A 26,411-nucleotide genomic window follows, 5' to 3' on the forward strand; every position below is an offset into this window, starting at 1 on the left:
GTGATGAGCACCCTCCATGACACCGGGCCGTTGTACCAGGCCGGGCCGCCCGCCCTCCGCCGGGTGCAGGACGGGGCGCGCGGGGTGCTGGAGGCGGGCGGCACCGCGACGGCCCGGGGCGCCGCCGCCCTCGCCACCCTCGACGCCGAGCTGCGCGCCCAGGGCATCGCGCCCCGGGGGAGCGCCGCGCTGCTGGCCGGGGCGCTGTTCCTGGACGCGCTCCCGGCCCACACCCGCCCCCAGGGCAGTGGCCACGTGGCGAGGGGTTAGCCTGGGATCGCTCCACCGGACACGGGGTGCCCCCACGCGGGGCTGAGATCACACCCGTCGAACCTGAACCAGTTAGCACTGGCGGAGGGATGTCATCGATGCCATTGCCGCATGCTGCCACCGAACCGGCGCTCACCGGCGCGGAATCCGTCTTCGACGGGCGGATGCCCACCGCGCCCGGCGATCTGCGCGTCGAGGCGCGCGGTATCGCGCCGGTCCCGGAAAGTCACCGCTACGGCGGGCCGGGGCGCCTGTTCACCGTGTGGTTCGCCCCGAACCTGACCATGACCGGCGTCTTCACGGGCACCGTGGGCATCGGCCTCGGCCTGGACTTCGCCACCGCGCTCGCCGCCGTCGTCCTGGGCACCCTCATCGGCGCCGTACCCACCGCGTACCTGGGCACCTGGGGCAGTCTGACCGGGGCCGGGCAGCTGCCCCTGGCGCGGCTGGCGTTCGGCCGGGGCGTGGCGGTGCCCGGCGTCCTCCAGTGGCTGTCGTCGATCGCCTGGGACGCGCTGATCGGCCTGTTCGGCGGTGACGCCCTGGCCCGGCTGTGCGGGCTGCCGTTCTGGCTGGGCGTGCTGCTCATGATGGCCGCGCAGGGGGCACTCGGAGTGCTCGGCTACGAGGCCGTCCACCGGATGCAGAAGCTGATGACCTTCGTCCTCGCCGCCGCGTTCGTCACCCTGGCCGTCAAGCTGCTCGACGGTGTCCACCCCGCCACCAGCGGCTCCGCCCACGGCGCAGACCGTCTCGGCGCCTTCGTCCTGACCAGCACGATCGCCCTGAGCCTGGCGTTGTCGTGGGCGCCCTACGCCAGCGACTTCAGCCGCTACCTGCCCCGCGCCACCTCCCGCACCCACATGTTCTGGTGCACCCTGCTCGGCGTCACCGTGTCCTTCGTGGCGGTCCAGGCGCTCGGGCTGTGGGGGGCCTCCGTCTTCACCGACCAGACCGCGCGTGGCGTCGATGAGGCGCTGGGCGGCGGGGCGCTCGGCGCGTTCGGGCTGCTGGCCGTGGCGCTGGCCGCGCTGTGCAGCAACGCCATGAACGACTACAGCGGCTCACTGGCCCTCCAGACCGCCGGTGTCCGCATCCCCCGCCCGCTGGCCGCGGCCCTCGCCGCCGTGCTGGGCTTCCCGCTGGTGCTGTGGATGCACGCCGCCGACACCACCGCCCGCTTCCAGAACGTGCTGCTGTTCGTCGGCTACTGGATCCCCGGCTTCGTCGCGGTCGTGGCCGTCGACTGGTTCGCCCGCGCACGGGCCCGTGGCGGCGCGCCCGTCGACCTGGCCGCCGAGAGCGCCCGCCCCCAGCCGTGGTGGCCCGCACTGCTGGCGTTCGGCGCCGCCTTCGCCGCCGCGGTGCCGTTCATGGACACCACCCTGTACACCGGCCCGGTGGCGGCCGCGCTGCACGGCGCCGACCTCGCGTACTACGCCGCCTTCCTCGCGGCGCTCCTCGTCTACACCCCGCTCAGGATGCGCCGCCGTACGGCTCATTGAGGCCGCTTGAGGCAGAGTTTTCCGCGTTTCCCCATATCCGCACGTCACACGGCATCCGGCCACCGAGTCCCACGGCATGCGTGGCACCCTGGGCTCTCGTACCAACCGCACCACCGAGGAGAAGTGCCACGTGCCGCAGAACCAGCCAGCGGAGTCCATCGCCGCCCCGGCGGTGCTCGCCGAGGAACGCAGACTCCACAAGGACCTCGGCTTCTGGGGCCTGACCGCGATCGGGTTCTCCAACATCCTCGGCTCCGGCTGGCTGTTCGCGGCCCTGTACGCCGCCCAGACCGCCGGACCCGCCGCGCTGCTCTCCTGGATCGCGGCGGGCGCGCTGTGCGCCCTGATCGCCCTGGTCATGGTGGAACTGGGCGCCACCCGCCCGGAGGGCGGCGGCACCGTGCGGTGGCCGCTGTACGCGAGCGGGCGGCTGGTCGGCACGATGGTCGGCTGGTCCGTCGTGCTCTCCGTCGGCGGTACGGCCGCGGAGATCAGCGCGATCATGCAGTACGCCGCGCACTATCTGCCGGGGATCTACGACGGCGGCAGGCTCACCCTCCCGGGCCTCGGCGTGGCCGTCGTACTGAGCGTCGTGCTCACCGCGCTCAACTGGTTCGCGGTGCGGATATTCGCCCGGCTCAACAACCTGGTGTCGGTGTTCAAGGTCGTCGTGCCCGTGGTCACCATCATCGCGCTGTTCCTGTCGGGCACCCACTCCGGGCGCCTCACGGAACACGGCGGTTTCGCCCCGTACGGCTACGCGGCCTGCCTCACCGCCCTCGCCGGTGGTGGCATCGTGTACTCCGTCAACGGGTTCCAGGCCCCGCTGGACTTCTCCGGTGAGGCCCGCAATCCGCGCCGTTCCGTACCGGCCGCGGTGCTCACCGGGATCGGCCTCGCGGTGCTGGTCTACCTCGGGCTCCAGCTGGCGTTCCTCTACACGGTGCCGGACTCCGCCCTGGGCAACGGCTGGCAGGGAGTCAACTTCGAGTCGCCGTTCGGTCAGCTCGCCCTCATTCTCAATCTGCACTGGCTGGCCACGCTGCTGTACGCCGACGCGGTGATCTCACCAGGAGGCTCCGCCTACGTCGGGGTGGCGATCAACGCCCGGCACACCTACGCCCTGGCCAAGAACGGCCTGCTGCCCCGCTTCTTCATGCGCATCGACCCCGGCTCGGGGGTGGCGCACCGGGCACTGCTGCTCAACCTCGCGGTCATCGTCGTCTTCATGCTGCCCTTTGGTGGCTGGCAGGACATCGTGAGCGTGATGGGCGACATGTATCTGCTCATTTACGCGGCCTCGGCGGTGGCCGTCGCGGTGTTCCGGGCCCACGACCGGGAGCGGGGCGTGCCCCGGGCGGAAGGGCAGGTGCCGGGAGTGCGCTGGATCGCGCCGCTCAGCTTCGTGGTGGCCAGCGAGTTCGTGTTCTGGTCCGGCTGGCACGATCTGCGGCTCGCGCTGCCCCTCGTGCTGGCCGGGGTCCCGCTGTTCCTGCTCCAGCGGCGTGGCACCGAGGGACTTCCGGCCCTCGGCGAGCTGCGGCACGGCGCCTGGCTGGTCTTCCACCTGGCCGCGCTGACCCTGCTGTCGTGGCTCGGCACCTTCGGCGGCTCCGGCCGGCTGCCCGCGCCGTACGACACGATCGCGGTGGCCGCCCTCGCGTTCGGCGTGTTCGCGTGGGCGGTGCGCTCGGGCGCCGCCCACCTCAGGACGGGACCCGCGGGCACGGCCCCGACGGCCCCGCCGGTCTGAGGTCCCGCTGCCGCACGCGCTGCCGGAAATCCCCTGGCGCGGTGGTGCTCCTTCGTCGGATGATCGAAAGCCCACCGGCCGTGCACGACCCACCGCCCACGGAGGATGAGACGCGATGAGTGCCCGGAGCGCGCGACCCCTGCCCGAGAGCACACCTGCCGCGAAGGGAGTGGACGCGCGCGGCGTCGGCGCGTTCGTCGACGCGCTGGAGGCGGCGCCCGGCATCGAGCCGCACAGTCTGATGATCGTGCGCCATGGCCATGTGGTCGCCTCCGGCTGGTGGGCGCCGTACACCCCGGACCGGCCGCATCTGCTCTACTCGATCAGTAAGAGCTTCACCTCGACGGCGGCCGGATTCGCGGTGGCCGAGGGGCTGATGAGCCTCGACGACCCGGTGCTCTCCTACTTCCCCGAGTTCGACGGCGACATCACCGACCCGCGCAGCCGCGCCATGCTCGTCCGGCATGTGGCGTCCATGGCCAGCGGGCATCTGGCCGAGACCCGGGAGCAGGCGTTCGGCCGCGACCCGGACGAGCCCGTGCGCGGGTTCCTGCTGACCCCGCCCGACCGCGACCCCGGTACCGTTTTCGCCTACAACCAGCCCGCCACGTACAGCCTCGCCGCGATCGTCCAGCGGGTGACCGGGCAGTCACTCACCGACTATCTGCGGCCACGGCTGTTCGACCCGCTGGGGATCGCCGAGACGGCCTGGCTCCAGCGTCCGCCCGGCCGCGACCTCGGGTTCAGCGGCATGTTCGCCACCACGGACGCCCTCGCCCGGCTGGGCCTGCTCTACCTCGGCAACGGGGTCTGGGAGGGCCGCCAGTTGCTGCCCGCCTCCTGGGTGGCCGAGGCGACCCGGGCGCACATCACCAACGCGGACGGCACCGCAGAGGGCGCGATGTCCGACTGGCAGCAGGGGTACGGGTTCCAGTTCTGGCGGTCCCGCCACGGCTACCGGGGCGACGGGGCCTACGGGCAGTTCTGCCTGGTGCTGCCCGAACACGACGCGGTGATCGCCACGACCGCCGACACCGAGGACATGCAGGCGATGCTGACCCTCGTATGGCGGCATCTGCTCCCGGCGTTCGGCCCGGAGCCCCTCGACGGCCACGAGGACGCGGACGCGGCCCTGCGACGGCGGCTCGACGGGCTCCAATTGCCGCCGCCCTACGAGAAGTTCACGTCACCCGCCGAGACCGGGACCATGACCTTCACCCCGGCGGGCGGTACCTGCGCGGACCAGCCCACGCTGGCGGAGGTGACGGTCGCCGACGGCGACGGTGGGTGGGCCCTCTCCCTGGCGGAGGGCGCGTCCCGGCTCGATGTGCGGCTCACCCCGGAGTGGACCGTCGAGGAGGGCACGGACGGGCGCGTCCCGACGGCGGCGAGCGGCGGCTGGAGCGATCCGGACACGTTCGTGGCCGACATCGCGTTCCTGGAGACCCCGCACCACCTCGACGTGACCTGCTCGCGGGCCGACCGGACCTTCACGGCGCGCTGGCGCACGACGCCGCTGCACTCGGCCTTGCTGCCCGGGATGGGAGTGCCCCGCCGCCCCTAGGGGGTGAACCCGGCAACCAATGGCGGCTCGGTGGCGACTGTCGCATGGATGGTTCCACCGAGCTGAGGAGTGGTTGGTCATGGCGGCCCAGTGGCGGCGCATACGAGGAAGCGGCGGGCGCGGAACGGGTGCGGTGGTGTGGGCGGTGCCGCTGGCAGTGGCCCTGACGGTCGGTCTCGCCCCTCAGGGATCCGGCTCCCCGGCGGATACGAGCCCGGTGGCCGCGGCCTGGGCCGATGGCGTCGCCGATGGCTTCGCGTCGGTCAACGCGCTCGGCCAGAGCGGTACGTACGGAGGCCGTGACGGCAAGACCGTGACGGTGCGGACCCTGGCCGATCTGGAGAAGTACGCGACGGCCGCCGAGCCGTACGTCATCGTGGTGGCCGGGGCGATCACCATGGATCCCAAGGGCAAGGAGATCAAGGTCGCCTCGGACAAGACGATCGTGGGCCAGGGGACCTCGGGCGAGATCGTCGGCGGTGGCTTCTTCCTCGGGCAGGGCGTGCACAACGTCATCATCCGCAACCTGACGATCCGCGACTCGTACATGGGCACGTGGAACGACAAGGAGCATGACTTCGACGCCATCCAGATGGACGGCGCCCACCATGTGTGGATCGATCACAACGATCTGAAGCACATGGCCGACGGCCTGATCGACAGCCGCAAGGACACCACGTACCTGACGGTCTCCTGGAACCGGCTGCAAACGCACAACAAGGCGTTCGGCATCGGCTGGACGGAGAACACCACGGCCGACATCACCATCCACCACAACTGGTTCCGGGAGACGGAGCAGCGCAACCCGTCCGCCGACAACATCGCGCACGCGCACCTGTACAACAACTACCTGCAGGACGCCCCGGGCACCGACATCGTCTCCTCCTACGGCAACTATTCACGCGGCAACACCAAGATGGTGCTGGAGAACAGCTACTTCGAGGGGATGAAGAACCCCGTCACCAAGGACGCCACCGCCTCGATCGTCCAGCGCGGCAACATCTTCGTGGGCACCAGCGGCCGCAACGAGAGCGGCGGCACCGCCTTCGATCCCAAGGCGTACTACGCCTACACCCTCGACCCCGCGGCCAAGGTGCCGTCGGTCGTGAAGTCCGGATCCGGACCCGGCGGCACCCCGGCGCGGTAACGGGCCCGTTGCGGGGCGTCAGCTGTGGCGGGCCGGGCCCGTGGACTTCCGGATGACGAGCCCGACCGACATGTCGAGCCGGATCGGGGCCCGGTCCGGCTCACCGGAGACGGCGCCGAGCACCCGGATGGTCTCGGCCGCCATGTCCTCGAAGGGCTGACGCACCGTGGTCAGCGCGGGCGCGGCGGCCCCGGCGGCGTCGATGTCGTCGAACCCGACGACCGAGACGTCGCCGGGGACGCGCACCCCGCGCTCCGCACACGCCTCGATGACACCGAGCCCCTGGAGGTCGTTGCCGGTGACGAAGGCCGTCGGGGGATGCCACAGATCCAGCAGGGCGTGGGCGGTGCGCCGGGCGGGCTCGCTCTGGAAGGGCACCGACCGGATCAGTTCGCGGTCCGGGCGGATCCCCGCGTCCCGGAGCGCGGCCAGATATCCGCCGAAGCGCGCCCGGCAGCAGGTCAGTTCCATCGGCCCGGAGACCAGGGCGATCCGCTCGTGGCCGAGCCCGGTGAGATGGCGGGCGGCCATCGCCCCGCCCCGCCACTGGGTGGCCCCGATGGCATTCATCCCGGAGGGCGCGTCGCCGATGGTGTCGAGCACGACCACCGGGATACGGGCGTGCGCCAGCCGTTCCGTGACGACCGGCGGGACAGGGGAGAGGACGAGCACGACACCGCTCGGACGGCGGGCGATCAGGGTGTCGAGCCAGCGCGGATCCCCCTCGGAGTGGCTCACCGTGAGCGCGTACCCAAGCGAGCGCAGCACCGTGGAAAGGCCCCGGAAGAGGGGCGCGTTGACGGCACTTCCGGCACAGCCGAACACCACCTCGACCGATCCGTGGCGCGGTCCGCGCGGGCGCCACTGGTATCCGGTGGCCCGCACCGCGTCGAGGACGCGCCGCCGCACCTCGGCTGACGCCCCGGGCCGTTCGTTGAGGACCTTGGACACCACGCTCTGTGAGACGTTGGCGACCTCCGCCACCGTCGTCATGCGCACCGCGGAACCTCCAGGGGACCGTACCGTCATCGCTGCCTCCTCCAGTCCTGATGAGCCGGGCGGGGCGCGGTGCTCTGCCGCACCACGAGCGAGGTCGCCAGCTCGACGCCGCGCCCGGCCGTCGAACCGCGCCGTGCCTGCTCCTGGTCGATGAGCCGCACCGCCTCGGCGGCCATGTCCGCGAGCGGCTGACGGACCGTGGTGAGCGGCGGCGTCAGCATCGCGCACACCGCCGTGTCGTCGAACCCGACCACCGACAGCTCCTCCGGCACCCGCAGCCCGCGCGCCCGCGCCGTCTGGTACGCCCCGGCCGCCAGCACGTCGGACCCGGCGAAGACGGCGGTCGGCGGGACGGCCAGGGCGAGCAGGGCCGCCGTGCCCTCCGCCCCCGAGGCGACGCGGAGTTCGCCGTACCGGGTCAGGGCCGGGTCGGGGGCGAGGGAGAACTCGCGGTGCGCCGCGAGGTAGCCCTCGTACCGCTCCCTGGTGCACGGGCTCGCGGAGGGCCCGCCGAGGAAGCCCACCCGCCGGTGGCCCAGTTCGAGGAGATGGCGGGTGGCCGCGGCGCCGCCCGACCAGTTCGTCGCCCCCACCGTCGGGACGGCTGACTCCTGCGCGCCGCGCGGCCCTTGCACACCGCCCGGGTCGAGGAGGACGAGCGGCACCGGCAGCTCGGCCAGGGCGGCGATCTCGTCGTGGCCGCGCCGGGGCAGGGCCAGCAGGATGCCGTCCGAGGGCCGTGCGCGGCGGGTGTCGACCCAGTCGCAGAGCCGGAAGCGCGGATGGGCCACGGGGGTGAGCGCCAGGGTGTATCCGAGCCCGAACGCCGCGCGCTGCGCCCCGTCGACGAGTTCCGCGGCCCAGGGGGTTACGGCCTCTTCGACCAGCAGGTCGAGAATGCCGCCGAGTTGTCGGCGGCGCTCCGCGCGCAGCACATATCCCGTCGCCCGGGCCGCCCGGGTGACGCGGTCCCGGGTCTCTTCCGAGATATCCGGCTTGTCGGGGAGTACCCGGGACACCGTGGAGACCGATACACCCGCGGCCTTCGCGACGTCCGCCATCGTCGCACGCGTTGACATGCTGATTCCCTCCCGCAGGGCACCGCGACCGCACTGCTCCGCCGCAATTTCCCGCAAAAGATGGTCGAATATTCCGCCAGGACTGCATGCAAATAGCCAGTGAGCCTTGTGTTTGGTCCTTTGCCTTGACAGTGGTTTTTACCCGCGTTTAGCGTCTCGGTCGCTGAAGTTCCGCAATGTTTTGCGTCTCATTGCAATCAAGGAGACCGTATGCATAAGGAATCCAGCCCCCGGCGTCTGGCCGTGGTGGCCGCGGTGACGGCACTGCTCCTGGGCGGCTGTGCCGAAGGGTCCCCGGACACCGAAGGGTCCGGCAGACAGACACTCACCTTCTGGGGGTGGTCGGACATGACGAAACCGGTCGCCCTGTGGAACAAGACCCATCCCGAGATCCAGGTGAAGTTCCAGGCCATCACCTCGAATTTCTTTCCCAAGCTTCGGGCCGCCCTCACCGGGAAGTCCGGTGCCCCGGACATCACGCAGGTGGACTACCCCAACCTCATCTCGACGATCATCGCCGGAAACCTCAAGGACGTCACGGCGGAAACCCGCGATCTGAAAGGCCGGTTCAAGCCCGCCGTCGCCGAACGGATTGCCCGCCGCGGCCATCCGCCCGTACTCCTCCGCGTCGTCCAGCAGCTCCCCGGAGTCCGTCAGCACCAGATCGCAGTCGGCCAAAGCGGCGGCGAAGTCCAGGTAGTCCAGCAGGACCGCAAGATCCTCTTCACCGGGGCCGGATACGCCAGCCAGCGCGGCACCACGGCCGCCCCGTACTCCTGGACCGTCAGCGAGCACGCCGCAGCCGACGAGCAGTCCGCCGCGTACCAGGCCCTGCTGGCCGCCTTCGACGGCCGGTCGTGGTGGGCCGGGGTGTGCTGGTGGATGGGGGACGACTGGCCGGACAGCGGGGAGACCGCGCCACAGCTGGCCCACACCCCGCACGGCAACCCCGCCGAGAAAGTGCTGCGCCGCTGGTGGCGGGGGTGAGACCCGGCTTGACGTGCGGCTGCGCCCGATCCGCCTAGGCTCGGCTGTGTGACGTGGCCCCGGTCGCTGATGGACACCGTGCGTTCCGGGCTGACGATCGAGCGCGCCCGGCTCGAACCGCTGGCCGCGCTGCGGGCGGCGGCCGGAGTGGCGGTCGTGATCGGGCTCTCGCTGTCGATCGCCTCCCCGTCGTACGCCGCCTCCGCCGCGTTCGGCGCCTACTCGGCCGGGACGTCGACGTTCCAGCGCAGCTGGCGGCCGCGCAAGGTGATCGCGCTGGTCGCGGGGGCCGGGCTGGGGCTCAGCACCTTCGTGGGCTATCTCGCGATGTCGCGTCTGGCGCTCTTCCTGCTGCTGCTCGCCGCTTGGGCCTTCCTCGCCGGGATGGCGTGGGCGGCGGGGCCGACCGCCGGAATCGTGGCCACGACGACGGTCGCCATCATGCTGCTCACCATCACGCTGCCCACCGGTGTCCTGGAGGCCCTGGAACACGCGGCGGTCATCGCGTTCGGCGGGGTGGCACAGGCGGCGCTGATCTGGCTGTTCCCGATCCGCCGGTGGGGGCGGCACCGGGACGCGCTGGCCGACGCCCTGGCCGCCGTGGCGGACTACGCGAGGCGGCTGCGCGAGGACCCGGTGGCACCCTTCGACCCGGAGCCGATGATCACGGCCCGGAGCGCCGCCGCCGTCACACCCTCGCAGGCACGCCGCCGCCCCGCCGCCCTGCACGGCCCCCGTGGCCTGGCCGAACGTGTCCGCCCCGCCCTCGCGGCCCTCGCCGATCCCCGGGTCGGCGCCCCCGCCGAGGGGCCGGGCCGGGACCGGGCGCGTGAGCTGCTCGACGCGGCCGCCGACGTCCTGGACGCCGCCGCCCGGTCGATCCGCCGCGGCGCCCCCGCCCAGGTGCCGTCCGCGACCAGGGAGACCCTGCGGATCGACGACGAGCACGAGGGAAGCGGTGCGGACGAGGGCGGTGCGGAAGAGGCCTTGGAGGGGCCCGCCCGGCAGGCCGCCGTCCAGCTGTCACACCTGCTCACCGAGGTGCTGGAGATCGCCGACAGCAGCGGCAGGGACCTCGGCCCCACCTCCGGCGCCGACGAGCCGCCGCCCCTGCTGCGGCCGACGGTGTTCCAGATGGTGCCCATCGTGCTGCGCGCGATGCGCCGGGAGCTGCGCGGCGACTCGCCCGTCTTCCGGCACGCCCTGCGGCTCGCCGCGGTGGCCTGCCTCGGCTATGTGCTCGGCAGCGCGCTTCCCCTGGGCCACGGCTACTGGGCGCCGGTCACCTCCGTGATGGTGATGCGGCCCGACTTCCACCGCACCTACTCCCGCGCCGTGGCCCGCTTCGCGGGCACCCTGGTGGGCGTCGCCCTGGCCACCGGGGCCGTGCAGCTGACCCATCCGGGCGCGTACCTGTCCGGCGGGCTGGCCGTGCTCGCGGCCGGTCTGACGTATCTGCTGATGCGCACCGGATACGCGGCCTCGCAGTGCACCTCGGCCGCATACGCCGTCCTGCTGCTCGGGATGGGCGGCGAGGGGTGGCATCAGACGGTGCCGGACCGGGTCCTGCTCACCCTGCTGGGCGGGGTGCTCGCGATGCTGGCGTACGTGGCGTTCCCGGCCTGGGAGACACCACGCCTGCTGGACCGGCTCGCGGACTGGCTCGCCGCCAGCGGGCGGTACGCGGCGGCGGTGGTACGCGGCTACGCCGAGCCCGGCGAACTGCCCGCCACCGACGTACGCCGCACCCTGCTCGCCGACCGTACGGCGCACGCCGAGTGGACCCAGGCCTTCGACCGGGCCAAGCGGGAGCCCGTACGCCACCGGGGGCTGACCCGCGCGCAGGCGGAGGAGGCGCAGACGGCGCTGGAGGCGTTCGGGCAGGCGGCGATGCTGCTGGAAACCCATCTGCCGGAGCGCGGCGCGCGGCCGGTGCCCGGGGCCGCCCGGTTCGCCGACGCCCTGGCGGCGGACACCGAGCGGGCGGCGCGCCACGTACGGGAGCGGCGCAGACCGCGCTGGGACCGGGCCAAGGAGGCCCTCGTCGACTGGGAGGCCGACAGCACCGCGGAAGCGGTGGTCCAGAGCGGTGCGGAGCTGCTCGTACGGCCCCTGGACCAGCTGACGACCGCCGTGGACCAGGCGCCGTTGGAACGGGACACCGAGGCGGCGCGTCAGGAGCGGCCCTAGCCACGGGTCAGCGGAACCGTTCGGCGACACCGGCCATCGCGTCGAGCCGGGCCAGGCTGTCGCCCTCCGGCCGCGTCGGCAGATACAGCAGCACCCGCTCCACGCCGAGCCGCAGGTACCCCTCCAGCGCCTCGGGGGTGTCCGGCACCGCGTACACCGTCACCGGCACGTCCCGGCCCGCCACCTTCCGCAGCCGCTCGATCTGCGGGGCCAGCGCGTCGGGCGGCACGCTGTTGGCCAGCCAGCCGTCCCCGAGGGCGGCGATCCGGGGGAACGCGGCCTCGCCGCCGCCCACGTAGATCGGCGGATGCGGACGCTGTACGGGCTTGGGCCACTGGTACACGGGATCGAAGTCCACGAACTCGCCGTGGTACTCCGCCTTCTCCTTCGTCCACAGCTCGCGGATGGCCTCCAGCCGCTCGTCCACCAGACGGCCACGCGTGGACGGGTCGGTCCCGTGGTTCTCCATCTCCTCGCGGTTCCATCCGACGCCCACCCCGAAGACGGCCCGCCCGTCGGAGACCACGTCGAGGGAGGCCACTTCCTGCGCCGTGATGATGGGGTCCCGCTGTGCCACCAGGGCGACCCCGGTGCCCAGCAGCAGCCGGGTGGTGACCCCGGCGATGGTGCCCAGCGTGACGAAGGGATCGAGGGTGCGGTAGTAGATCTCCGGCAGTTCGCCACCGCCCGGGTAGGGCGAGCGGCGTTCCACCGGGATGTGGCTGTGCTCGGCGATGAAGAGTGAGTCGAACCCCCGCTCTTCGAGGGCGCGCCCCAGGGCGGCGGGTCCGATGCCCTGGTCGGTCACGAAGGTCGATACACCAATTTTCACGGTGACTCCTCGGTCGGCGGCTCCACGTCCCGTGCGTGCGTTCAGGGTGTGCGCAGGCATAGGGGTGACCGACGTGTACCCCCGGCGCCGCCCGTCACGCGTGGCGAATCCGCCGGGCGCCACGGGCTGCGGAATGCGAGCGGAGGTCGGCAGGTCTTCAAGTGATCGGCACATCCATTCCACACAAGCCGTGTGTACCGCGCGCCCTCGGCGGCCACGCGGTACGGCGCGCGGTGGCTCCGCCCGGGAATGCGCGGTTTCCGTTCGGACGCGGGGGAGTGGCGCCGCGCGAGTGGTGACGTTCGTGTGCGGAGGCGGTGCCGGTCACGTGGACGGCTGTGCATGCCATGTGATCGGAAAGTTGGCGGAATGCGTAGTTCCGGATGCGCCGTGGTTCGAAGGCGGCAAGCTCGCGTGGTTACATCCTTCCGCGCCGAGACGTTCCCGGAGCCCGGTTTCCGGACAGCGCGGGAACGTGCCGCGGTGGCCGGTGGAGAAGCGGTGCGCAAGTCGGCGATCACCGGCCGTTACAAGCTCATTGAGATACGTATCCAAGGGAGACGCAGTAATGAACAACGCACCCAAGGTCGCGACCCAGGAGATCTCCGACGCTGAGCTGGACAACGTGGCCGGCGGTCTCGGTGCTGTGGGCGACGCCCTGGGCACCGTGCACTCCGTCACCGGTCCCGTGACCGGCCCGGCCACCGCCGCCGTGGGCACCGTCACCGGCACCGTCGACGGTGTGACCGGCCTGAACACCTCCGGCATCGTCGGCACGGTCGCGGGTCTCTGATCCACCTGCGCCACCCCATGCCCCGGGCCTGCCTGGTCCGGGGCATGCGCGGTCCCCGGCACCCGTCGTACGGGCCGCCCGGGCCGCGCACCGACCCGTTCCCTCGCGCCCCCCGGCCGGTTGAGGAAAGACTCCCGTGCAGTTCCGCCAGCAGGCCCTTTCCAAGCTGCAGTCGGCAGACGACATCGACCTGCCGGTCCGCTACGCCCGCCCCCAGGGCTGGCTCGCGCTGACGATCACCCTCGTCGTCATGGCCGCGGCCGCCGTCTGGGCCGTGACCGGCACCGTGGCGGACACCCTGGGCGCCTCCGGCATCCTCACCCACGGTCAGGGCAGCTATGTGCTGCAGAGCCCGGTCCGGGGACAGGTCACCGCCGTGCTCGCCGAGGAGGGCAGCACGGTGCGCGCGGGCGCGCCGCTGGTGAAGGTCCGTCAGCCCGGTGGCGGCAACACGGTCGTGCGCGCCCTCGCCGCGGGGCGGCTCACCACCCTCTCGGTCTCGATCGGCGCCGTCCTCGACACCGGCGGAGACGTCGCCTCCGTGGAGCGCGTCCGCCACTCCCGCGACCCGCTGACCGCGACCCTGTACGTCCCGGCGGACCGGGCGGCGTCGGTGCCCGCGGGGGCCTCGGTCGACCTCGATGTGCAGTCGGCGCCCTCCCGGACGTACGGCGTGCTGCGCGGCCATGTCCAGGCGGTCGGCCGGACCGCCCAGACGAGCCGGCAGATCGGCTCCTTCCTCGGCAGCGCACAGCTCGGCGAGGAGTTCTCGAAACACGGGCCGCCGGTCGCGGTGGCGGTACGGCTGGACCGTTCCTCCGCCACCCGCTCCGGCTACCGCTGGTCCTCGCCGAAGGGCCCGCCGTTCGCCCTCGGCTCCATGACCCTGGCCACCGGCACCCTGCACCTGGCCGACCGTCACCCCGTCGATTGGCTGCTCCCGTGACCGCGACGAACCCGGCGAACCCGACGGACGCCGCGAACGCGACCGGCGAGAGCGGCGGACCGCCCCGCCCCGCACCCGCCGGGACCAGCGGACGCCGCCGCCCCGAACCGGCCCGTGGACGGCGGCGCGCCCCGCGCCGCGGGACGGGTCCGAAGAAGCCGGGGCGGCGGACCGTACGCACCCCCACCGTGCTCCAGATGGAGGCGCTGGAGTGCGGCGCCGCGTCGCTGGCCATGGTGCTCGCCCACTACGGGCGCCACGTACCGCTGGAGGAGCTGCGGATCGCCTGCGGCGTCTCCCGCGACGGATCGCGCGCCAGCAACCTGCTGAAGGCCGCCCGCAGTTACGGGCTGCGCGCCAAGGGCATGCAGATGGAGCCGGAGGCGCTGGCGGACGTCCAGGCCCCGGCGATCCTGTTCTGGGAGTTCAACCACTACGTCGTCTACGACGGCATGGGTCGGCGGTTCGGCAAGCGCGGCGTCCACATCAACGACCCCGACAAGGGGCGCCGCTTCGTCACCACAGAGGAGTTCGGGGCGAGCTTCACCGGGGTCTGCCTGGTCTTCGAACCCGACGCCTCCTTCCGCCGCGGCGGACGCCGCCCCGGTGTCCTGGACGGCCTGCCCGCGCGGCTGCGCGGCACCGGCGGCACCCTGCTGGCCTCGCTGCTGGCCAGCCTGCTGCTGGTGGCGGTGGGCGCCGCGGTCCCGGCCCTCGGCCGCACCTTCATCGACACCTTCATCATCGGCGGCCAGACCTCGATGCTGGCGCCGCTGTTCGCGTCGATGGCCGTGGCGGTGGTGCTGACCGCGGTGCTGACCGGCGTCCAGCAGGCGAACCTCCTGCGCGGACGCATCATCTCCTCCACCCTCGGCAGCGCCCGGTTCCTGCGCCATCTGCTGCGGCTGCCCGTCACGTTCTTCGCCCAGCGCAGCCCGGCCGACCTGGTGCAGCGCCTGCGGTCCAACGACACCGTCGCCGAAACCCTCGCCCGCGACCTGGCCGCGGCGGCCGTCGACGGGATCGTCGTCGTCCTGTACGCCCTGCTGCTGTGGACCTACGACCCCCAGCTCACCCTGGTCGGCGTCGGGCTGGCGCTGCTCAACGTGGTCGCGATGCGCGTCGTGATACGGCTGCGCGCCACCAGAACCCAGAAGCTGCGCGCCGACACCGCGCGGCTGACCACCACCGCGTACACCGGGCTCCAGCTCATCGAGACGATGAAGGCCACCGGCGGCGAGAGCGGCTACTTCCGCCGCTGGGCCGGTCAGCACGCCATCACCCTGGAGGAACAGCAGCGCCTCGGCGTGCCCAGCGCGGTGCTGGCCGTCGTGGCGCCCACCCTCGCCACCCTCAACAGCGCGCTCATCCTGTGGATCGGCGGACTGCGAGCCGTCGAGGGCCATCTCTCGGTCGGGCTGCTGGTGGCCTTCCAGGCGCTGGTCACCCGTTTCACCGCGCCCATCACCCGGCTCAACGGCGTGGCCGGGCGCATCCAGGACTTCTCCGCTGACGTGGCCCGGCTGGGGGACGTGGAGCGCTTCCCCGCGGACACCCTCCACACCCGCGACGAGGGCCAGCCGGACGCCGACGGCGCCCGCCGCCTCACCGGCCATGTGGCCCTGGAGGACATCACCTTCGGCTACAACCCGCTGGACGAACCGCTGTTGCGCGGCTTCTCGCTGTCCGTCGGCCCCGGCCGCCAGGTGGCGCTGGTCGGCGGCTCCGGCAGCGGCAAGTCCACCGTGTCCCGGCTGGTCTCCGGCCTCTACACCCCGTGGGAAGGCGCCATCCGCATCGACGGGCAGCGGCTGGAGGACATCCCGCGCGGCCGCCTCGCCGCCTCCGTGTCCTTCGTCGACCAGGACGTGTTCCTGTTCGAGGGGACGGTGCGGGACAACGTGGCGCTGTGGGACCCGTCGATCCCGGACGACGCCGTGGTGGCCGCACTGCGGGACGCCGCGCTCTACGACGACGTCATCGCCCGCCGCCCCGGCGGCATCCACTGCCGGGTCGAGCAGGACGGCCGCAACTTCTCGGGCGGCCAGCGGCAGCGGCTGGAGATCGCCCGCGCCCTGGTCCGCCGCCCCAGCGTGCTGGTCCTGGACGAGGTGACCAGCGCCCTGGACGCGCTGACCGAGCAGACCGTCATGGACAGCCTGCGCCGCCGGGGCTGCGCGTGCGTGGTGATCGCCCACCGGCTCAGCACGGTCCGGGACAGCGACGAGATCCTCGTCCTGGACCGCGGCACGGTCGTGGAACGCGGACGGCACGAGGACCTCGCGGCCGCCGGGGGCCCGTACGCCGAGCTGATGAAGGAGCACTGACATGGCGTCCGTCCACCCGCCCGCGGCCGCGTCCGTGAACGCCGACGGCGGCGACGCGGTCGTGCGGGCGCTGGGCGCCCTCGGCACCCCGGTCGACGGCGCCGGGCTGCGCAGCCTCCCGCTGGAGGGCCCGCAGGTGCTCTGGCTCGTCACCGCGGGCGCCCTGGACCTGTTCGCGGTCGACGCCGCCGAGGAAGGGCAGTGGCACTTCCTCGGCCGCCTGGAGACGGGCGCCGCGCTCCCCGGGCCCGTCGAGGGCCCGCGCCACACCCTGGTGGGACGGCCCTCGCAGGACTGCGCGGTGCGCCGCATCCCGCTGCGAGAGCTGTACCGGCCGGAGGGGTACGACGCGTACGGCGCGGCCTACGACACCACGTACGGGACGGCGTACGAGGGCGGGTACGAGGGCGGCGGCGCGTTCCAGGACCCGGCGCCCACCCCGCTGGAACACGCCGTGGCGCTCGGCATCAGCCGCAGCCTCGGCGTGCTGTTCCAGGCCCCGCTGGACGGCGGAGCGCCGCCCGGCGAGGAGGCGGCCGACGAGGACCTGCTGTGGCTCCCGGTGCCGCCGGGCAGTGTCCGCTACGGCGCCGAGTACAGCGCCCAGGCCGCCGGGGACCTGCTGATCGACGGCGCGCTGTGGCAGCACATGGTCAACCAGCAGTACCGGCTCGGCACCGCCGTGGACCGCTGGATCGACACCCTGGAGCGGGCCCACGCGGACCGGACGGCCGCCGGTATCCGGGCCGGTGAGGCCGTCCGCTCGCGCGCCGACGAGGTGCTCGTCGCGTCCATCGGCGGCCCGCGGCGCTCGCCCCGGGCCGCGGGCCAAACCGCCGACGACACCGACGACGCCGTGTACGCGGTCTGCCGGGCCGTGGCGGACGCCGCCGGGATCACCCTCACCGAACCGCCGAAGGGCCCCGCCGCCGACGACCGTACGGACCCCGTGGAGCGCGTCGCGGCGCACGCGCGGATCCGCACCCGCGCCGTCCGGCTGGAGGGCCGCTGGTGGCGCGAGGACGCGGGCCCCCTGGTGGGCTACCGTGCCCGGTCCGGGACACCGGTGGCGCTGCTGTGGCGACGCGGCCGGTACGAGGCCGTCAACCCGGCCTCGGGCCTGCGGATACGCGTCGGCCGGTCCACCGCGGACGAGTTCGAGCCGCGCGCCGTGATGTTCTACCGCCCGCTGCCGGAGCGGCCGATGACGATGTGGCGGCTGCTGCGCTTCACGGCCCGCGGCGCCGCGCCGGACATGCGCAACCTGGTCGCCGCCGGGCTGGTGACGGTGGCGCTGGGCGCGCTGGTGCCGGTCGCCACCGGCCAGGTGCTCGGCGGATTCGTACCCCGCGCCGAGAAGAGCCCCATCGTCCAGATCGCCCTGGCGCTGATCGTCTCCAGCGTCGTCGCCGCGTCCTTCCTGCTGGTCCAGAACCTGACCCTGCTGCGGCTGGAGGGACGGCTGGAGAGCACGCTCCAGCCCGCCGTCTGGGACCGGCTGCTGCGGCTGCCCACCACGTTCTTCGCCGAGCGCTCCACCGGCGAACTGGCCAGCGCGGCCATGGGCATCAGCACCATGCGCCGGGTGCTGTCCGGGACCGCCCCGGTGGTCCTGCAGGCCGGGACCGTCGGCGCGATGAACCTCGCCCTGCTGCTGTACTTCAGCGTCTCCCTCGCGCTCGCCGTGATGGCCATGCTGCTGGTCATCTGCGGCATCTTCCTCGCCATGGGCCTGTGGCAGGTGCGCTGGCAGCGGCGGCTGGTGGAGACCGAGAACAAGCTCAACAACCAGGCGTTCCAGACCCTGCGCGGACTGCCCAAACTGCGCGTGGCCGCGGCCGAGAACTACGCCTACGCGGCCTGGGCCCGCGGCTTCGCCCGCTCCCGCGACCTCCACCAGCGCACCGGGCGCATCAAGAACCTCACCCAGGTCCTCGACGCGGTCTACCTTCCGCTGTGCTCGCTGGTGGTGTTCATGCTGCTGGCCGGACCGGCCCGGGGCAGCATGTCGGCGGGCGGCTTCCTGACGTTCAACACCTCCGTCACGATGCTGCTCACCTCCGTCACCCAGCTCACCAACTCGCTGGTCTCGGTGGTCGCCGTCCTGCCCATGTTCGAGGAGGTCAAGCCGATCCTGGACGAGCCGCCCGAGGTGCGCGGCGGCAGCGCCCAGCCCGGCCCGCTCTCCGGCGCCCTCCAGGCCAGAAACCTCACCTTCAGGTACGGCGCCGACGGCCCGCTGGTCCTCGACGATGTGTCGCTGGAGGTCCGGCCGGGCGAGTTCGTGGCCGTCGTCGGCCCCAGCGGCTGCGGCAAGTCCACCCTGCTGCGGCTCCTCATCGGCTTCGAACAGCCGGTGTCCGGCAGTGTGCTCTACGACGGCCAGGACCTCGCCGCCCTCGACCAGGCCGCCGTACGCCGCCAGTGCGGGGTGGTGCTGCAGAACGCGCAGCCGCTGGGCGGCACCGTGCTCGACTGCATCCGCGGCGCCGAGCCGTTCACCCCCGAGGAGGCCATGGCGGCCGCCGAACTCGCCGGCCTGGCCGAGGACATCCGCCAGATGCCCATGGGGCTGCACACGATGATCTCCGGCAGCGGCGCCATCTCCGGCGGCCAGCGCCAGCGCCTGATGATCGCCCAGGCGCTCATCAGGCGGCCGCGCGTCCTCTTCTTCGACGAGGCCACCAGCGCCCTCGACAACGAGACCCAGCGCGTCGTCATCGACAGCACCCGCCGCCTCAACGCCAGCCGCCTGGTGATCGCCCACCGGCTGTCGACCGTCATGGACGCCGACCGCGTACTCGTCATGGAAGAGGGCCGGATCGTCGAACAGGGCGCCCCGGCCGAGCTGATGGCCGGGCCGGGCGGAAAGCTCCATGAGCTGGTGCGGCGCCAGCTGACGTAGGTACGGCCGTCAGGTCCGGCCGCGCCGGAAGACCGCGTCACCGGCCGCGCCCACGATGAGGCCGAGGGCGACCATCACGATGTACGCGTAGGTCTCGTAGCCGTCGGGGGCGAGGAACCGCACGAACCCCAGAACGCGGATCGTCCAGCCGAGCCATTCGTGCAGCAGGCCGCTGCCACCGCCGACGACGAGGACGAAGCAGAGCAGGTCGGTCACGGCTGCGAGGGGCGATGTGGAGGAAGTCGAGGTCATGGCCCGACCGTAGGCGGGCGCCCGGCGGCGGGGGATCGGGCCGAGGTCGGCCGGACGGTGACCGAAGTCGGCGGTCAGCCGCCCCGCGTCGTACTTAAGTATGCGGTCGCCGCACGGAGGCCCGTGTGCCCGCCCGGCCCGCGTACATTGCCGGGGTATGCGCCGTACCCACCGCACCCGCCGGGACTGGGCCGCCGACCTGGGGCTGTTCCTCTTCGCCGCCTGCTTCGCCGTCGTCAGCTCGCGGTCCATACCGGTCCCGGAGGACATGAGCCCCGCGTTGCGGGCCGCCGAACAGGTGGCCGGGGGGCTGGGATGCGCCGCCGTACTGCTGCGGCGGAGGTGGCCCGTATGGCTGGCGGTGGTGCTGCTGCTGGCGGGCAGCCATCTGTCGCACTACATGACCGGCCCCGCGATGGTGGCGGTGTACACGGTGGCCGCCACCCGGCCCTGGCGGGCCACGGCCTGGGTGGCGGCGCTGGCCTTCGCACCGCTCCCGGTCTTTCTGTCGCAGCTGCCGGAGCTGCCCGAGGACCGGGCGGGCTCCGCCGTGACGTACTTCGCGCTCATCGCCGGGACCATCGGCTGGGGGCTGTTCCGGCGGTCCCGGCGGCAGCTGATCGCCTCGCTGCGGGAACGCGCCGAACTCGCCGAGGCCGACGCGGAGTTGCGCGCCGAACGGGCCCGCCGGGAGGCGCGGGAGGAGATCGCCCGCGAGATGCACGACGCGCTCGGCCACCGGCTGACCCTGCTGAGCGTGCACGCCGGGGCGCTGGAGTTCCATACGAGCGCGCCCCGCACCGAGATCGCCCGGGCGGCAGCGGTGATCCGGGAGAGCGCCCATCTGGCCCTGAGCGATCTGCGCGATGTCATCGGAGTGCTGCGCGCCGGTCCCGAGGGCGAGCGGCCCCAGCCCGAACTCGCCGACTTGGACCGGCTGGTGGCCGAGGCACGCGCGGCGGGCGGCCGGATCGAGCTGACCGGGCCGCCGGACGGCCCGGCGCCACCACCGGTGGTGGGGCGCACCGCGTACCGCATCGTGCAGGAGTGCCTGACCAACGCGCGCAAGCACGCGCCCGGCGCGCCCGTCACGATACGGGTGGACCGGAGCCCGGCGAACCGGCTGACCGTCGAGGTCCACAACCCCCCGCCGCCCGGACCGGAGCCGGACCCGCACGGTGCCGCGGGCGGCGGACAGGGGCTGGTGGGGCTCGCGGAACGGGCCCGGCTGGCGGGCGGCGAACTGACCGCCGGGCCCGACGGTGGCGGCTTCCGGGTCCGCGCCTGGCTACCCTGGCCCGCGGTGGACACCGTGGCCGCCACCGGACAGGGGTGAGCCGCCACCGGTCGAGGGTGACAAAGGGGAAGGGGGCGTGCTGGTGATCCGCGTCCTGCTCGTCGACGACGACGCGATCGTACGGGCCGGGCTGCGCCTGATGCTGGGCGGTGCCCCGGACATCGAGATCGTGGCGGAGGCCGCCGACGGGGCCGAAGTGCCCGCGCTGGTCGCCCGCCACGGGCCCGGCCTGGTGCTGATGGACATCCGGATGCCGGGCGTCGACGGGCTGAGTGCCACCCAGACCCTGCGGGCCCGGCCCGGCGCCCCGGAGGTCCTGGTGCTGACCACCTTCCACACCGACGCCCATGTGCTGCGGGCGCTGCGCGCCGGAGCGGCCGGATTCCTGCTCAAGGACACCCCGCCACAGGACATCGTCACGGCCATCCGGGCCGTGGCCGCCGGGGACCCGGTGCTGTCGCCCGCCGTCACCCGCCGCCTCATCGAGCAGGTGACGGGGGACGGCGGACAGGAGGACCGGGCAGCCGCCGCCCGGGCCCGGCTGGCGCTCCTGGGCGAGCGGGAGCGGGACGTGGCCCGGGCGGTCGGACGCGGCCGCTCCAACGCCGAGATCGCGCGCGAACTCCATCTCGCGCTGCCGACGGTGAAGGCCCATGTGTCGCGGATCCTGACCCGGCTCGACCTCAACAACCGCGTCCAGATCGCGCTGCTCGTCCACGACGCCGAGGGCTGAGCAGACGGGCCGGCTCCCGCGGAGCGCTACGGCTTGCGGGCGACCGCCCCGTACATGGCGATGTCCTCGTCCTTGGTGACCTCGGTGCCCCGGCCGTCCGGATGCCACTTGTGTACCTGGATGACACCGGGCTCGACCAGGTCGAGACCGTCGAAGAACTGGGCGGCCTCGGCCTCGGTGCGCAACCGCATGGGCATGTCGCGCGCCGCGTACTCGCGGGCGACGCGGCCCACTTCCTCCGGTGCGAAATCGGCGGTGCCCACCGACATCGCCAGATAGCTCCCCGAAGGCAGCGGCTCCAGGAGGCGGTTGACGATCCCGTAGGCGTCGTCCTCGTCGAGGACGAAGTGGACGATCGCTATCACTGTCAGGGCGACCGGTTCGCCGAGGTCGAGGGTGTCGCGCAGCTCCGGTGCGGCCAGGATCGCGGCGGGGTCGCGCATGTCCGCCTCGACATAGGTGGTCTTCCCCTCGGGCGTGCTGGAGAGCAGGCCCTGCGACAGGGTGAGGACGATGGGGTCGTTGTCCACGTACACGACCCGGGAGTCCGGGGCCACCGACTGGGCGATCTCGTGCAGGTTGGGCGAGGTGGGGATGCCGGTTCCGATGTCGAGGAACTGCCGGATGCCCGCCTCCTCCGCCAGGTAGCGCACGGCCCGGTTCATGAAGTCGCGGTTGGCCCGCATGTGGACCGGCAGGGCGGGCCACTCGCGGGCCATGGCGTCGCCCGCCTCCTTGTCGGCGGGGTAATAGTCCTTGCCACCGATGATGTAGTCGTAGATCCGTGCCGAGTGTGCGCTCTCGGTGTCAATCCGTTCGGCCGGCCATCCGCTGTCGCGCAACGTCCGCCCCTCCCATCAGCTCGTCGGTCAACTGTCCAGGCCCACGTCACAGCTCCTCGCGGATCTGGCCGAGCAGGGCCTCAGTCTTCTGGGCGGGCGCCGACTGGGCGCTCACCCGGTCCAGCGCCTCGCGGTACACCACCACGTCGTCGGTCTTGTCCAGATAGACGGCTCCGATCAGCCCGCCGAGATAGACGATGTCAGGCAACTCGGCGGCCCGGAACCGGAAGACGTGGAAGGCGCCGGCGGACATCGCCGGATGCGGGCCGTTGCTGAACGGCATGATCTGCAGGGTCACATGCGGCAGCGCGTTCAGGGTGATCAGATGGTCGATCTGGGCGCGCATCACGGCGGTGCCACCGACCGGCCACCGCAGCACGGTCTCGTCCATCACGACCCACAGCCGGGGCGGGGACTCGCGGGACAGCAGCTCCTGGCGCCGCATGCGAAGGGCGATCCGGCGCTCGGTGGCCTCGGCGGGGACATGCGGGTTGCCCGCGCTCAGCAGGGCGCGGGCGTAGTCCTCGGTCTGCAGCAGGCCGTGGACGAACTGCGGCTCGTACGCGCGGATCTGGAGCGCCGCCTCTTCCAGGCTCAGATACGCGGCGAACCAGTCCGGCATCACATCGCGGTAGACATGCCACCAGCCGCGCTTGTTGGCCTCGCGGACCGACTTCAGAAAGGTGTCGATCTCGTGCTGGTCCGTGACGCCGTACGTCTGGAGCAGCTTCTCGACGTCCGCGAGCCGCAGCCGGGCCACCTTCGCGGCTTCCATCCTGCGGATGGTCGAGTGGCTGACGCCGATCGCCGCGCCCGCGTCGTCGAAGCTGAGTCCGGTCCGGGTCCGCAGCTCCTCGAGCTGCTTGCCGAGGATCATGCGGAGGACCGAGGGAGCGCCGCCCCACGCGGATTCCGCCGCCACTCCCTGCCTCCTCACGCCGCGTTCCACGGTCGCAGTCTGTCACGATCATCCGCCGGCACCGCATCTGCATCCTACGACTTGCAAATTTCAAGTTACCTCTTGCAACCCGTTCGTAGCAGATGACACAGTGGACATGCCGTCACCGACTGTGTGACTCCACGGGGGTTGCCCGTGGTGCCGGGGGAAACGTCGGACGGGCTGGACCGATTCGTGGCCCGGCGGCGGCGGAACGTTCGCGTGTGTACGTCGGTAGGCACCGGGCAGTGCAGGACCGGCGCTGCCCACAGTGCGCAGGCAGACGAAAGGCGACCGATCGTGGTTCCCCCCACCCTCCCCCTGCCTTCGGCTCACATGCCGCGGAAGAAGTCCCCGCATCCCGCGAGCGGCCCACCGGGGCTCCCGCGCGGAGCGCGCCGCGGCCGGCTGGTCCTCCCCGCGGGGCTCTCCGCCGGGCTGGGCTATGACGCGGTCGGGATGTCCGCCGACCACGGGAAGCGGGTCATGGAGCGGCTGCCCCGCATCGGATGCGTCTTCGCCTGCGATGACCAGTGGTGGTGGATCGTCCCCGCCGGATCGCACATCGGGCTGGTGTGGCCCGCCGTCACCAGCTATTCGATCGGGGCGTACGTGGGCTCGCCCAGCGGGTCGCGCGCCGCCAGGGCGCCCCGTAACCTCCGCCTCGTCCACCATCCCGAGGACGACTCTCCGTACACGCCCCCGATCCCGCTCTACTTCCTGGCCTGCCACATCGCCGGTGTCATGCCGTGCTGGTCGGTCACCGACTAGCTCCCCGGCCGCCGGTGCGGTAGTCCGCCACCGCGTCCTGGGCGAGCTTCTGGGAGATCTGCAGGGCCGTGCGCACCGACTGCTTTCCGGCGATGGCCGCGCTGATCTGTGCGGAGACCTTGGTGCCGAGGTCGGCGAACTGCGGGATGCCGACGAACGAGATGCCCTGGTAGGGGCGCGGGCTGACGCCCGGGTTCCGGGGGTCGGCGGAGTTCTTCACCGCCGCGTACTCCTCCCGGTACCAAGCGGCCGCCGCCCGCTGGTAGTTGGGGTTGGTGTAGAGCGACTGGCGGCTGCCGGCCGGGGCCTCGTTCCAGCCGAGCGTGCTGCCGATCTGCGCCTGGTACTGCTTCGAGGACGCCCAGGAGATGAACTTCCAGGCGGCGTCCTTCTTCTTGGAGGCGTTTTCGATGCCCCAGGCCCAGGTCCACAGCCAGCCCGCCCGGCGGGTCTCCTCGTGCGGGGCGGGGGCGTAGCCGACCTTGCCCTTGACCGTCGAGCCGTCGGACTCGATCGAGGTCGCCAGCGAGCTGGCGTCGTACATCATGGCGCACTTGCCCTGGCTGAAGTCGGAGAGGATGTCGAGGACGCCGCTGCGCGCGGCGCCGGGCTCGCCGTACTTGCGCACCAGGCCGACATAGAACTGAATCGCCTTGGTGAACTCCGGCGAGGTGAGCTGGGCGTTCCACTGCATGTCGTACCAGGAGCCGCCGAAGGTGTTGACCACGGTGTTGATGGGGGCGAGGTTCTGCCCCCAGCCGGGCAGCCCGCGCAGGCAGATGCCGCTCGTGCCGTCGGTGCCGTCGATCTTGGCCGCCAGCGAGGCGACCTGCTTCCAGGTCGGATCGCGCGGCATGGTCAGCCCGGTCTTGCGGAAGAGGTCCTTGCGGTACATCAGGAAGGAGCCCTCGCCGTAGAAGGGCTCGGCGTAGATCTTCCCGTCCGCGCCGGTCAGCGCCATGATCAGGCTGGGGAAGACATCGCGCTGGTCGAAGGCCTTGTCCGCCTTCGCGTAGGAGTTCAGCGGGGCGAGCCAGTGGTTCCTGGAGTAGATCGGCACCTCGTACGCGCTCACGCTCGCCACGTCGTACCGGCCGCTCTGCCGCGCGAACTCCCGGTTCATCCGGTCCCGCGCCTCGTTCTCCGGGAGCAGGGTGTAATCGACGGCGATACCGGTCCGTGAGGTGAAGTACTTCTTCGTGTACTGCTTCAGGGTCTCCATCTGGGGATTCGCGACGGCGAGCACGCGGATGCTCTCGTTCCCCTCGCCGGAGGAGTGCACGCCGGTGCCCTGGCAGCCGGAGACCACCAGAGCCGCGGCGAGCGCGGCCGCCGTGGCCGCGCGGGTGAGAAGAAGACGTTTCATCGCACTCCGATGGTCACCCTGAGTGCATCGGATCCCTCCAGCACATCCGGCGAGATGTCTGGCTTGCCCGGAAATGGGAAGCCCTTTGTGCAGCATAGCGTCACGCCCGGACCGTGACGACCGTCAGGTGGGGGCCCGCGCCCGAGCGGAACGCCGGGTGAGCGAGTCCGCGGCCACGGCCGCCAGCAGCACCCCGCCGGTGACCATGAACTGGACGGCGTCCTGGATGCCCAGCAGCGCCATGCCCGAGGCGATCGACTGGATGACCAGCGCCCCCAGCAGCGCCGACCACGCCGAGCCACGCCCGCCGAACATGCTGGTGCCGCCGATCACCGCCGCGGCCACCGCGTTGATCAGCAGCATCCCGGAGCCCGCCGCACGGGCCGTCGTCGGGCTCGCCGAGGTCAGCCCCGAGGCCACGAACAGACCGCCGACCGCCGCCAGCGTCCCCGACACCATGAACATCGCGATCCGCACCCGCGTCACGTCCACCCCGGCGCGGCGGGCCGCCTCGACCCCACCGCCCACCGCGAACACCATCCGTCCCGAGCGGGTGCGGCGCAGCAGCAGGTCCGAGCCCACGACGACGGCCAGGAAGATCAGCAGGCCCAGTGGCACGCCCTGGAACCGGGTGAGCATATGGGCGGTGGCGAACGTGACCACCGCCAGGGCGGCCGTGCGCACCCCGATCTCGGCCTGCGGCCGGTACGGCATCCCGGCGTCCCTGCGCCGCCGCCGGGTCCGCCGCGCGGCCAGGAAGTACCCGGTCGTACCGAGCGCGGCCAGACCGTAGGCGATGACGCCGCCGCTGAAGTAGAGGCTGGTCAGGGCCGCCACCAGCCCGCCCTCGTCGATGTTGATGGTGCCGCTCGCGCCCAGCAGGTAGAGGGTCAGCCCGTTCCAGGCCAGCAGCCCG

Annotated in this window: 21 protein-coding genes, 1 pseudogene and 1 riboswitch; of the genes and pseudogenes, 14 read left to right on the plus strand and 8 right to left on the minus strand. The window is 72.4% G+C overall.

Annotation, left to right across the window (positions count from 1 at the left end; all coding sequences use genetic code 11):
* The 5 genes and pseudogenes from ACZ6CL_RS40080 to ACZ6CL_RS40100 all read left to right on the plus strand — a co-directional run.
* On the plus strand, positions 1–270 hold a 270-nt coding region (locus ACZ6CL_RS40080), incomplete at its 5' end, for a triphosphoribosyl-dephospho-CoA synthase (RefSeq protein ID WP_468945804.1).
* 12 nt (positions 271–282) lie between these two features.
* A riboswitch (TPP riboswitch) is annotated at positions 283–377 on the plus strand.
* Entirely contained in the window at positions 369–1,775 is a 1,407-nt protein-coding gene (locus tag ACZ6CL_RS40085; RefSeq protein WP_468945806.1) for a purine-cytosine permease family protein, read from the plus strand. (Overlaps the previous riboswitch by 9 nt.)
* A gap of 76 nt (positions 1,776–1,851) precedes the next feature.
* Positions 1,852–3,528 carry an APC family permease gene (locus tag ACZ6CL_RS40090; protein WP_468945807.1) on the plus strand — a complete coding sequence of 559 codons (1,677 nt, stop codon included), beginning with the start codon at positions 1,852–1,854 and terminating at the stop codon, positions 3,526–3,528.
* A gap of 115 nt (positions 3,529–3,643) precedes the next feature.
* On the plus strand, positions 3,644–5,092 hold the full coding sequence (locus ACZ6CL_RS40095) for a serine hydrolase domain-containing protein (RefSeq protein ID WP_468945810.1): 1,449 nt from the start codon (positions 3,644–3,646) through the stop codon (positions 5,090–5,092).
* A 79-nt stretch (positions 5,093–5,171) separates the two neighbouring features.
* Positions 5,172–6,227 (plus strand): annotated as a pseudogene (locus ACZ6CL_RS40100) (pectate lyase family protein); the annotation flags it as partial.
* 30 nt (positions 6,228–6,257) lie between these two features.
* On the opposite strand, the gene ACZ6CL_RS40105 reads toward ACZ6CL_RS40100, so the two are convergent.
* Complete coding sequence (locus ACZ6CL_RS40105; protein WP_468945811.1) at positions 6,258–7,268, minus strand: LacI family DNA-binding transcriptional regulator; 1,011 nt, start codon at positions 7,266–7,268, stop codon at positions 6,258–6,260.
* The gene (locus ACZ6CL_RS40110) at positions 7,265–8,317 is read right to left on the minus strand and encodes a LacI family DNA-binding transcriptional regulator (protein ID WP_468945814.1); all 1,053 of its coding nucleotides are present in this window, start codon (positions 8,315–8,317) and stop codon (positions 7,265–7,267) included. The genes ACZ6CL_RS40105 and ACZ6CL_RS40110 overlap by 4 nt, the downstream gene beginning before the upstream one ends.
* Before the next feature lie 210 nt (positions 8,318–8,527).
* Between ACZ6CL_RS40110 and ACZ6CL_RS40115 the strand changes: the two genes are divergently transcribed.
* Together ACZ6CL_RS40115 and ACZ6CL_RS40120 are read left to right on the plus strand one after the other, a co-directional pair.
* Positions 8,528–9,304 carry a glycoside hydrolase family 113 gene (locus ACZ6CL_RS40115; protein ID WP_468945816.1) on the plus strand — a complete coding sequence of 259 codons (777 nt, stop codon included), beginning with the start codon at positions 8,528–8,530 and terminating at the stop codon, positions 9,302–9,304.
* A 48-nt stretch (positions 9,305–9,352) separates the two neighbouring features.
* Positions 9,353–11,494 (plus strand): FUSC family protein, encoded by a 2,142-nt coding sequence (locus ACZ6CL_RS40120; RefSeq protein WP_468945819.1) that lies wholly within the window; start codon positions 9,353–9,355, stop codon positions 11,492–11,494.
* A gap of 7 nt (positions 11,495–11,501) precedes the next feature.
* Here ACZ6CL_RS40120 and ACZ6CL_RS40125 read toward each other — a convergent pair whose 3' ends face one another.
* Positions 11,502–12,326, minus strand: a complete 825-nt coding sequence (locus ACZ6CL_RS40125) for an LLM class F420-dependent oxidoreductase (protein WP_468945820.1) — start codon at positions 12,324–12,326, stop codon at positions 11,502–11,504.
* Positions 12,327–12,894: 568 nt separating this feature from the next.
* Between ACZ6CL_RS40125 and ACZ6CL_RS40130 the strand changes: the two genes are divergently transcribed.
* The 4 genes from ACZ6CL_RS40130 to ACZ6CL_RS40145 all read left to right on the plus strand — a co-directional run bounded on the left by ACZ6CL_RS40130 (position 12,895) and on the right by ACZ6CL_RS40145 (position 19,297).
* Positions 12,895–13,119: a type A2 lantipeptide gene (locus ACZ6CL_RS40130; RefSeq protein ID WP_468945823.1), complete on the plus strand. Its 225-nt coding sequence runs from the start codon at positions 12,895–12,897 to the stop codon at positions 13,117–13,119.
* Between the two features lie 136 nt (positions 13,120–13,255).
* Entirely contained in the window at positions 13,256–14,065 is an 810-nt protein-coding gene (locus ACZ6CL_RS40135; protein ID WP_468945826.1) for a hypothetical protein, read from the plus strand.
* On the plus strand, positions 14,062–16,392 hold the full coding sequence (locus ACZ6CL_RS40140) for an NHLP family bacteriocin export ABC transporter peptidase/permease/ATPase subunit (RefSeq protein WP_468945828.1): 2,331 nt from the start codon (positions 14,062–14,064) through the stop codon (positions 16,390–16,392). Before ACZ6CL_RS40135 ends, ACZ6CL_RS40140 begins: the two co-directional genes overlap by 4 nt.
* Before the next feature lies 1 nt (position 16,393).
* Positions 16,394–19,297 carry an NHLP bacteriocin export ABC transporter permease/ATPase subunit gene (locus ACZ6CL_RS40145; RefSeq protein ID WP_468945830.1) on the plus strand — a complete coding sequence of 968 codons (2,904 nt, stop codon included), beginning with the start codon at positions 16,394–16,396 and terminating at the stop codon, positions 19,295–19,297.
* Positions 19,298–19,306: 9 nt separating this feature from the next.
* On the opposite strand, the gene ACZ6CL_RS40150 is transcribed toward ACZ6CL_RS40145, so the two are convergent.
* The gene (locus tag ACZ6CL_RS40150; RefSeq protein WP_468945832.1) at positions 19,307–19,549 is read right to left on the minus strand and encodes a hypothetical protein; all 243 of its coding nucleotides are present in this window, start codon (positions 19,547–19,549) and stop codon (positions 19,307–19,309) included.
* A gap of 157 nt (positions 19,550–19,706) precedes the next feature.
* Between ACZ6CL_RS40150 and ACZ6CL_RS40155 the strand changes: the two genes are divergently transcribed.
* Positions 19,707–20,885: a sensor histidine kinase gene (locus ACZ6CL_RS40155; protein ID WP_468945833.1), complete on the plus strand. Its 1,179-nt coding sequence runs from the start codon at positions 19,707–19,709 to the stop codon at positions 20,883–20,885.
* Positions 20,886–20,922: 37 nt separating this feature from the next.
* Positions 20,923–21,579, plus strand: coding sequence for a response regulator transcription factor (locus ACZ6CL_RS40160; RefSeq protein WP_468945836.1), 657 nt, complete (start codon positions 20,923–20,925; stop codon positions 21,577–21,579).
* A 26-nt stretch (positions 21,580–21,605) separates the two neighbouring features.
* Here ACZ6CL_RS40160 and ACZ6CL_RS40165 read toward each other — a convergent pair whose 3' ends face one another.
* Both ACZ6CL_RS40165 and ACZ6CL_RS40170 read right to left on the minus strand, forming a co-directional pair.
* Positions 21,606–22,421: an SAM-dependent methyltransferase gene (locus ACZ6CL_RS40165; RefSeq protein WP_468945838.1), complete on the minus strand. Its 816-nt coding sequence runs from the start codon at positions 22,419–22,421 to the stop codon at positions 21,606–21,608.
* Between the two features lie 46 nt (positions 22,422–22,467).
* A complete protein-coding gene (locus ACZ6CL_RS40170) occupies positions 22,468–23,343 on the minus strand; it encodes a helix-turn-helix domain-containing protein (protein ID WP_468945840.1) in 876 nt (291 codons plus the stop codon).
* A gap of 351 nt (positions 23,344–23,694) precedes the next feature.
* Between ACZ6CL_RS40170 and ACZ6CL_RS40175 the strand changes: the two genes are divergently transcribed.
* Positions 23,695–24,129: a hypothetical protein gene (locus tag ACZ6CL_RS40175; protein ID WP_468945842.1), complete on the plus strand. Its 435-nt coding sequence runs from the start codon at positions 23,695–23,697 to the stop codon at positions 24,127–24,129.
* Here the strand turns inward: ACZ6CL_RS40175 and ACZ6CL_RS40180 are convergent.
* Together ACZ6CL_RS40180 and ACZ6CL_RS40185 are read right to left on the minus strand one after the other, a co-directional pair.
* On the minus strand, positions 24,119–25,495 hold the full coding sequence (locus ACZ6CL_RS40180) for an ABC transporter substrate-binding protein (protein WP_468945844.1): 1,377 nt from the start codon (positions 25,493–25,495) through the stop codon (positions 24,119–24,121). The genes ACZ6CL_RS40175 and ACZ6CL_RS40180 overlap by 11 nt on opposite strands.
* A gap of 123 nt (positions 25,496–25,618) precedes the next feature.
* A partial coding sequence (locus ACZ6CL_RS40185; protein ID WP_468945847.1) for an ABC transporter permease subunit occupies positions 25,619–26,411 on the minus strand: 793 nt, incomplete at its 5' end.

This window comes from Streptomyces sp. NPDC041200, from assembly GCF_055591805.1.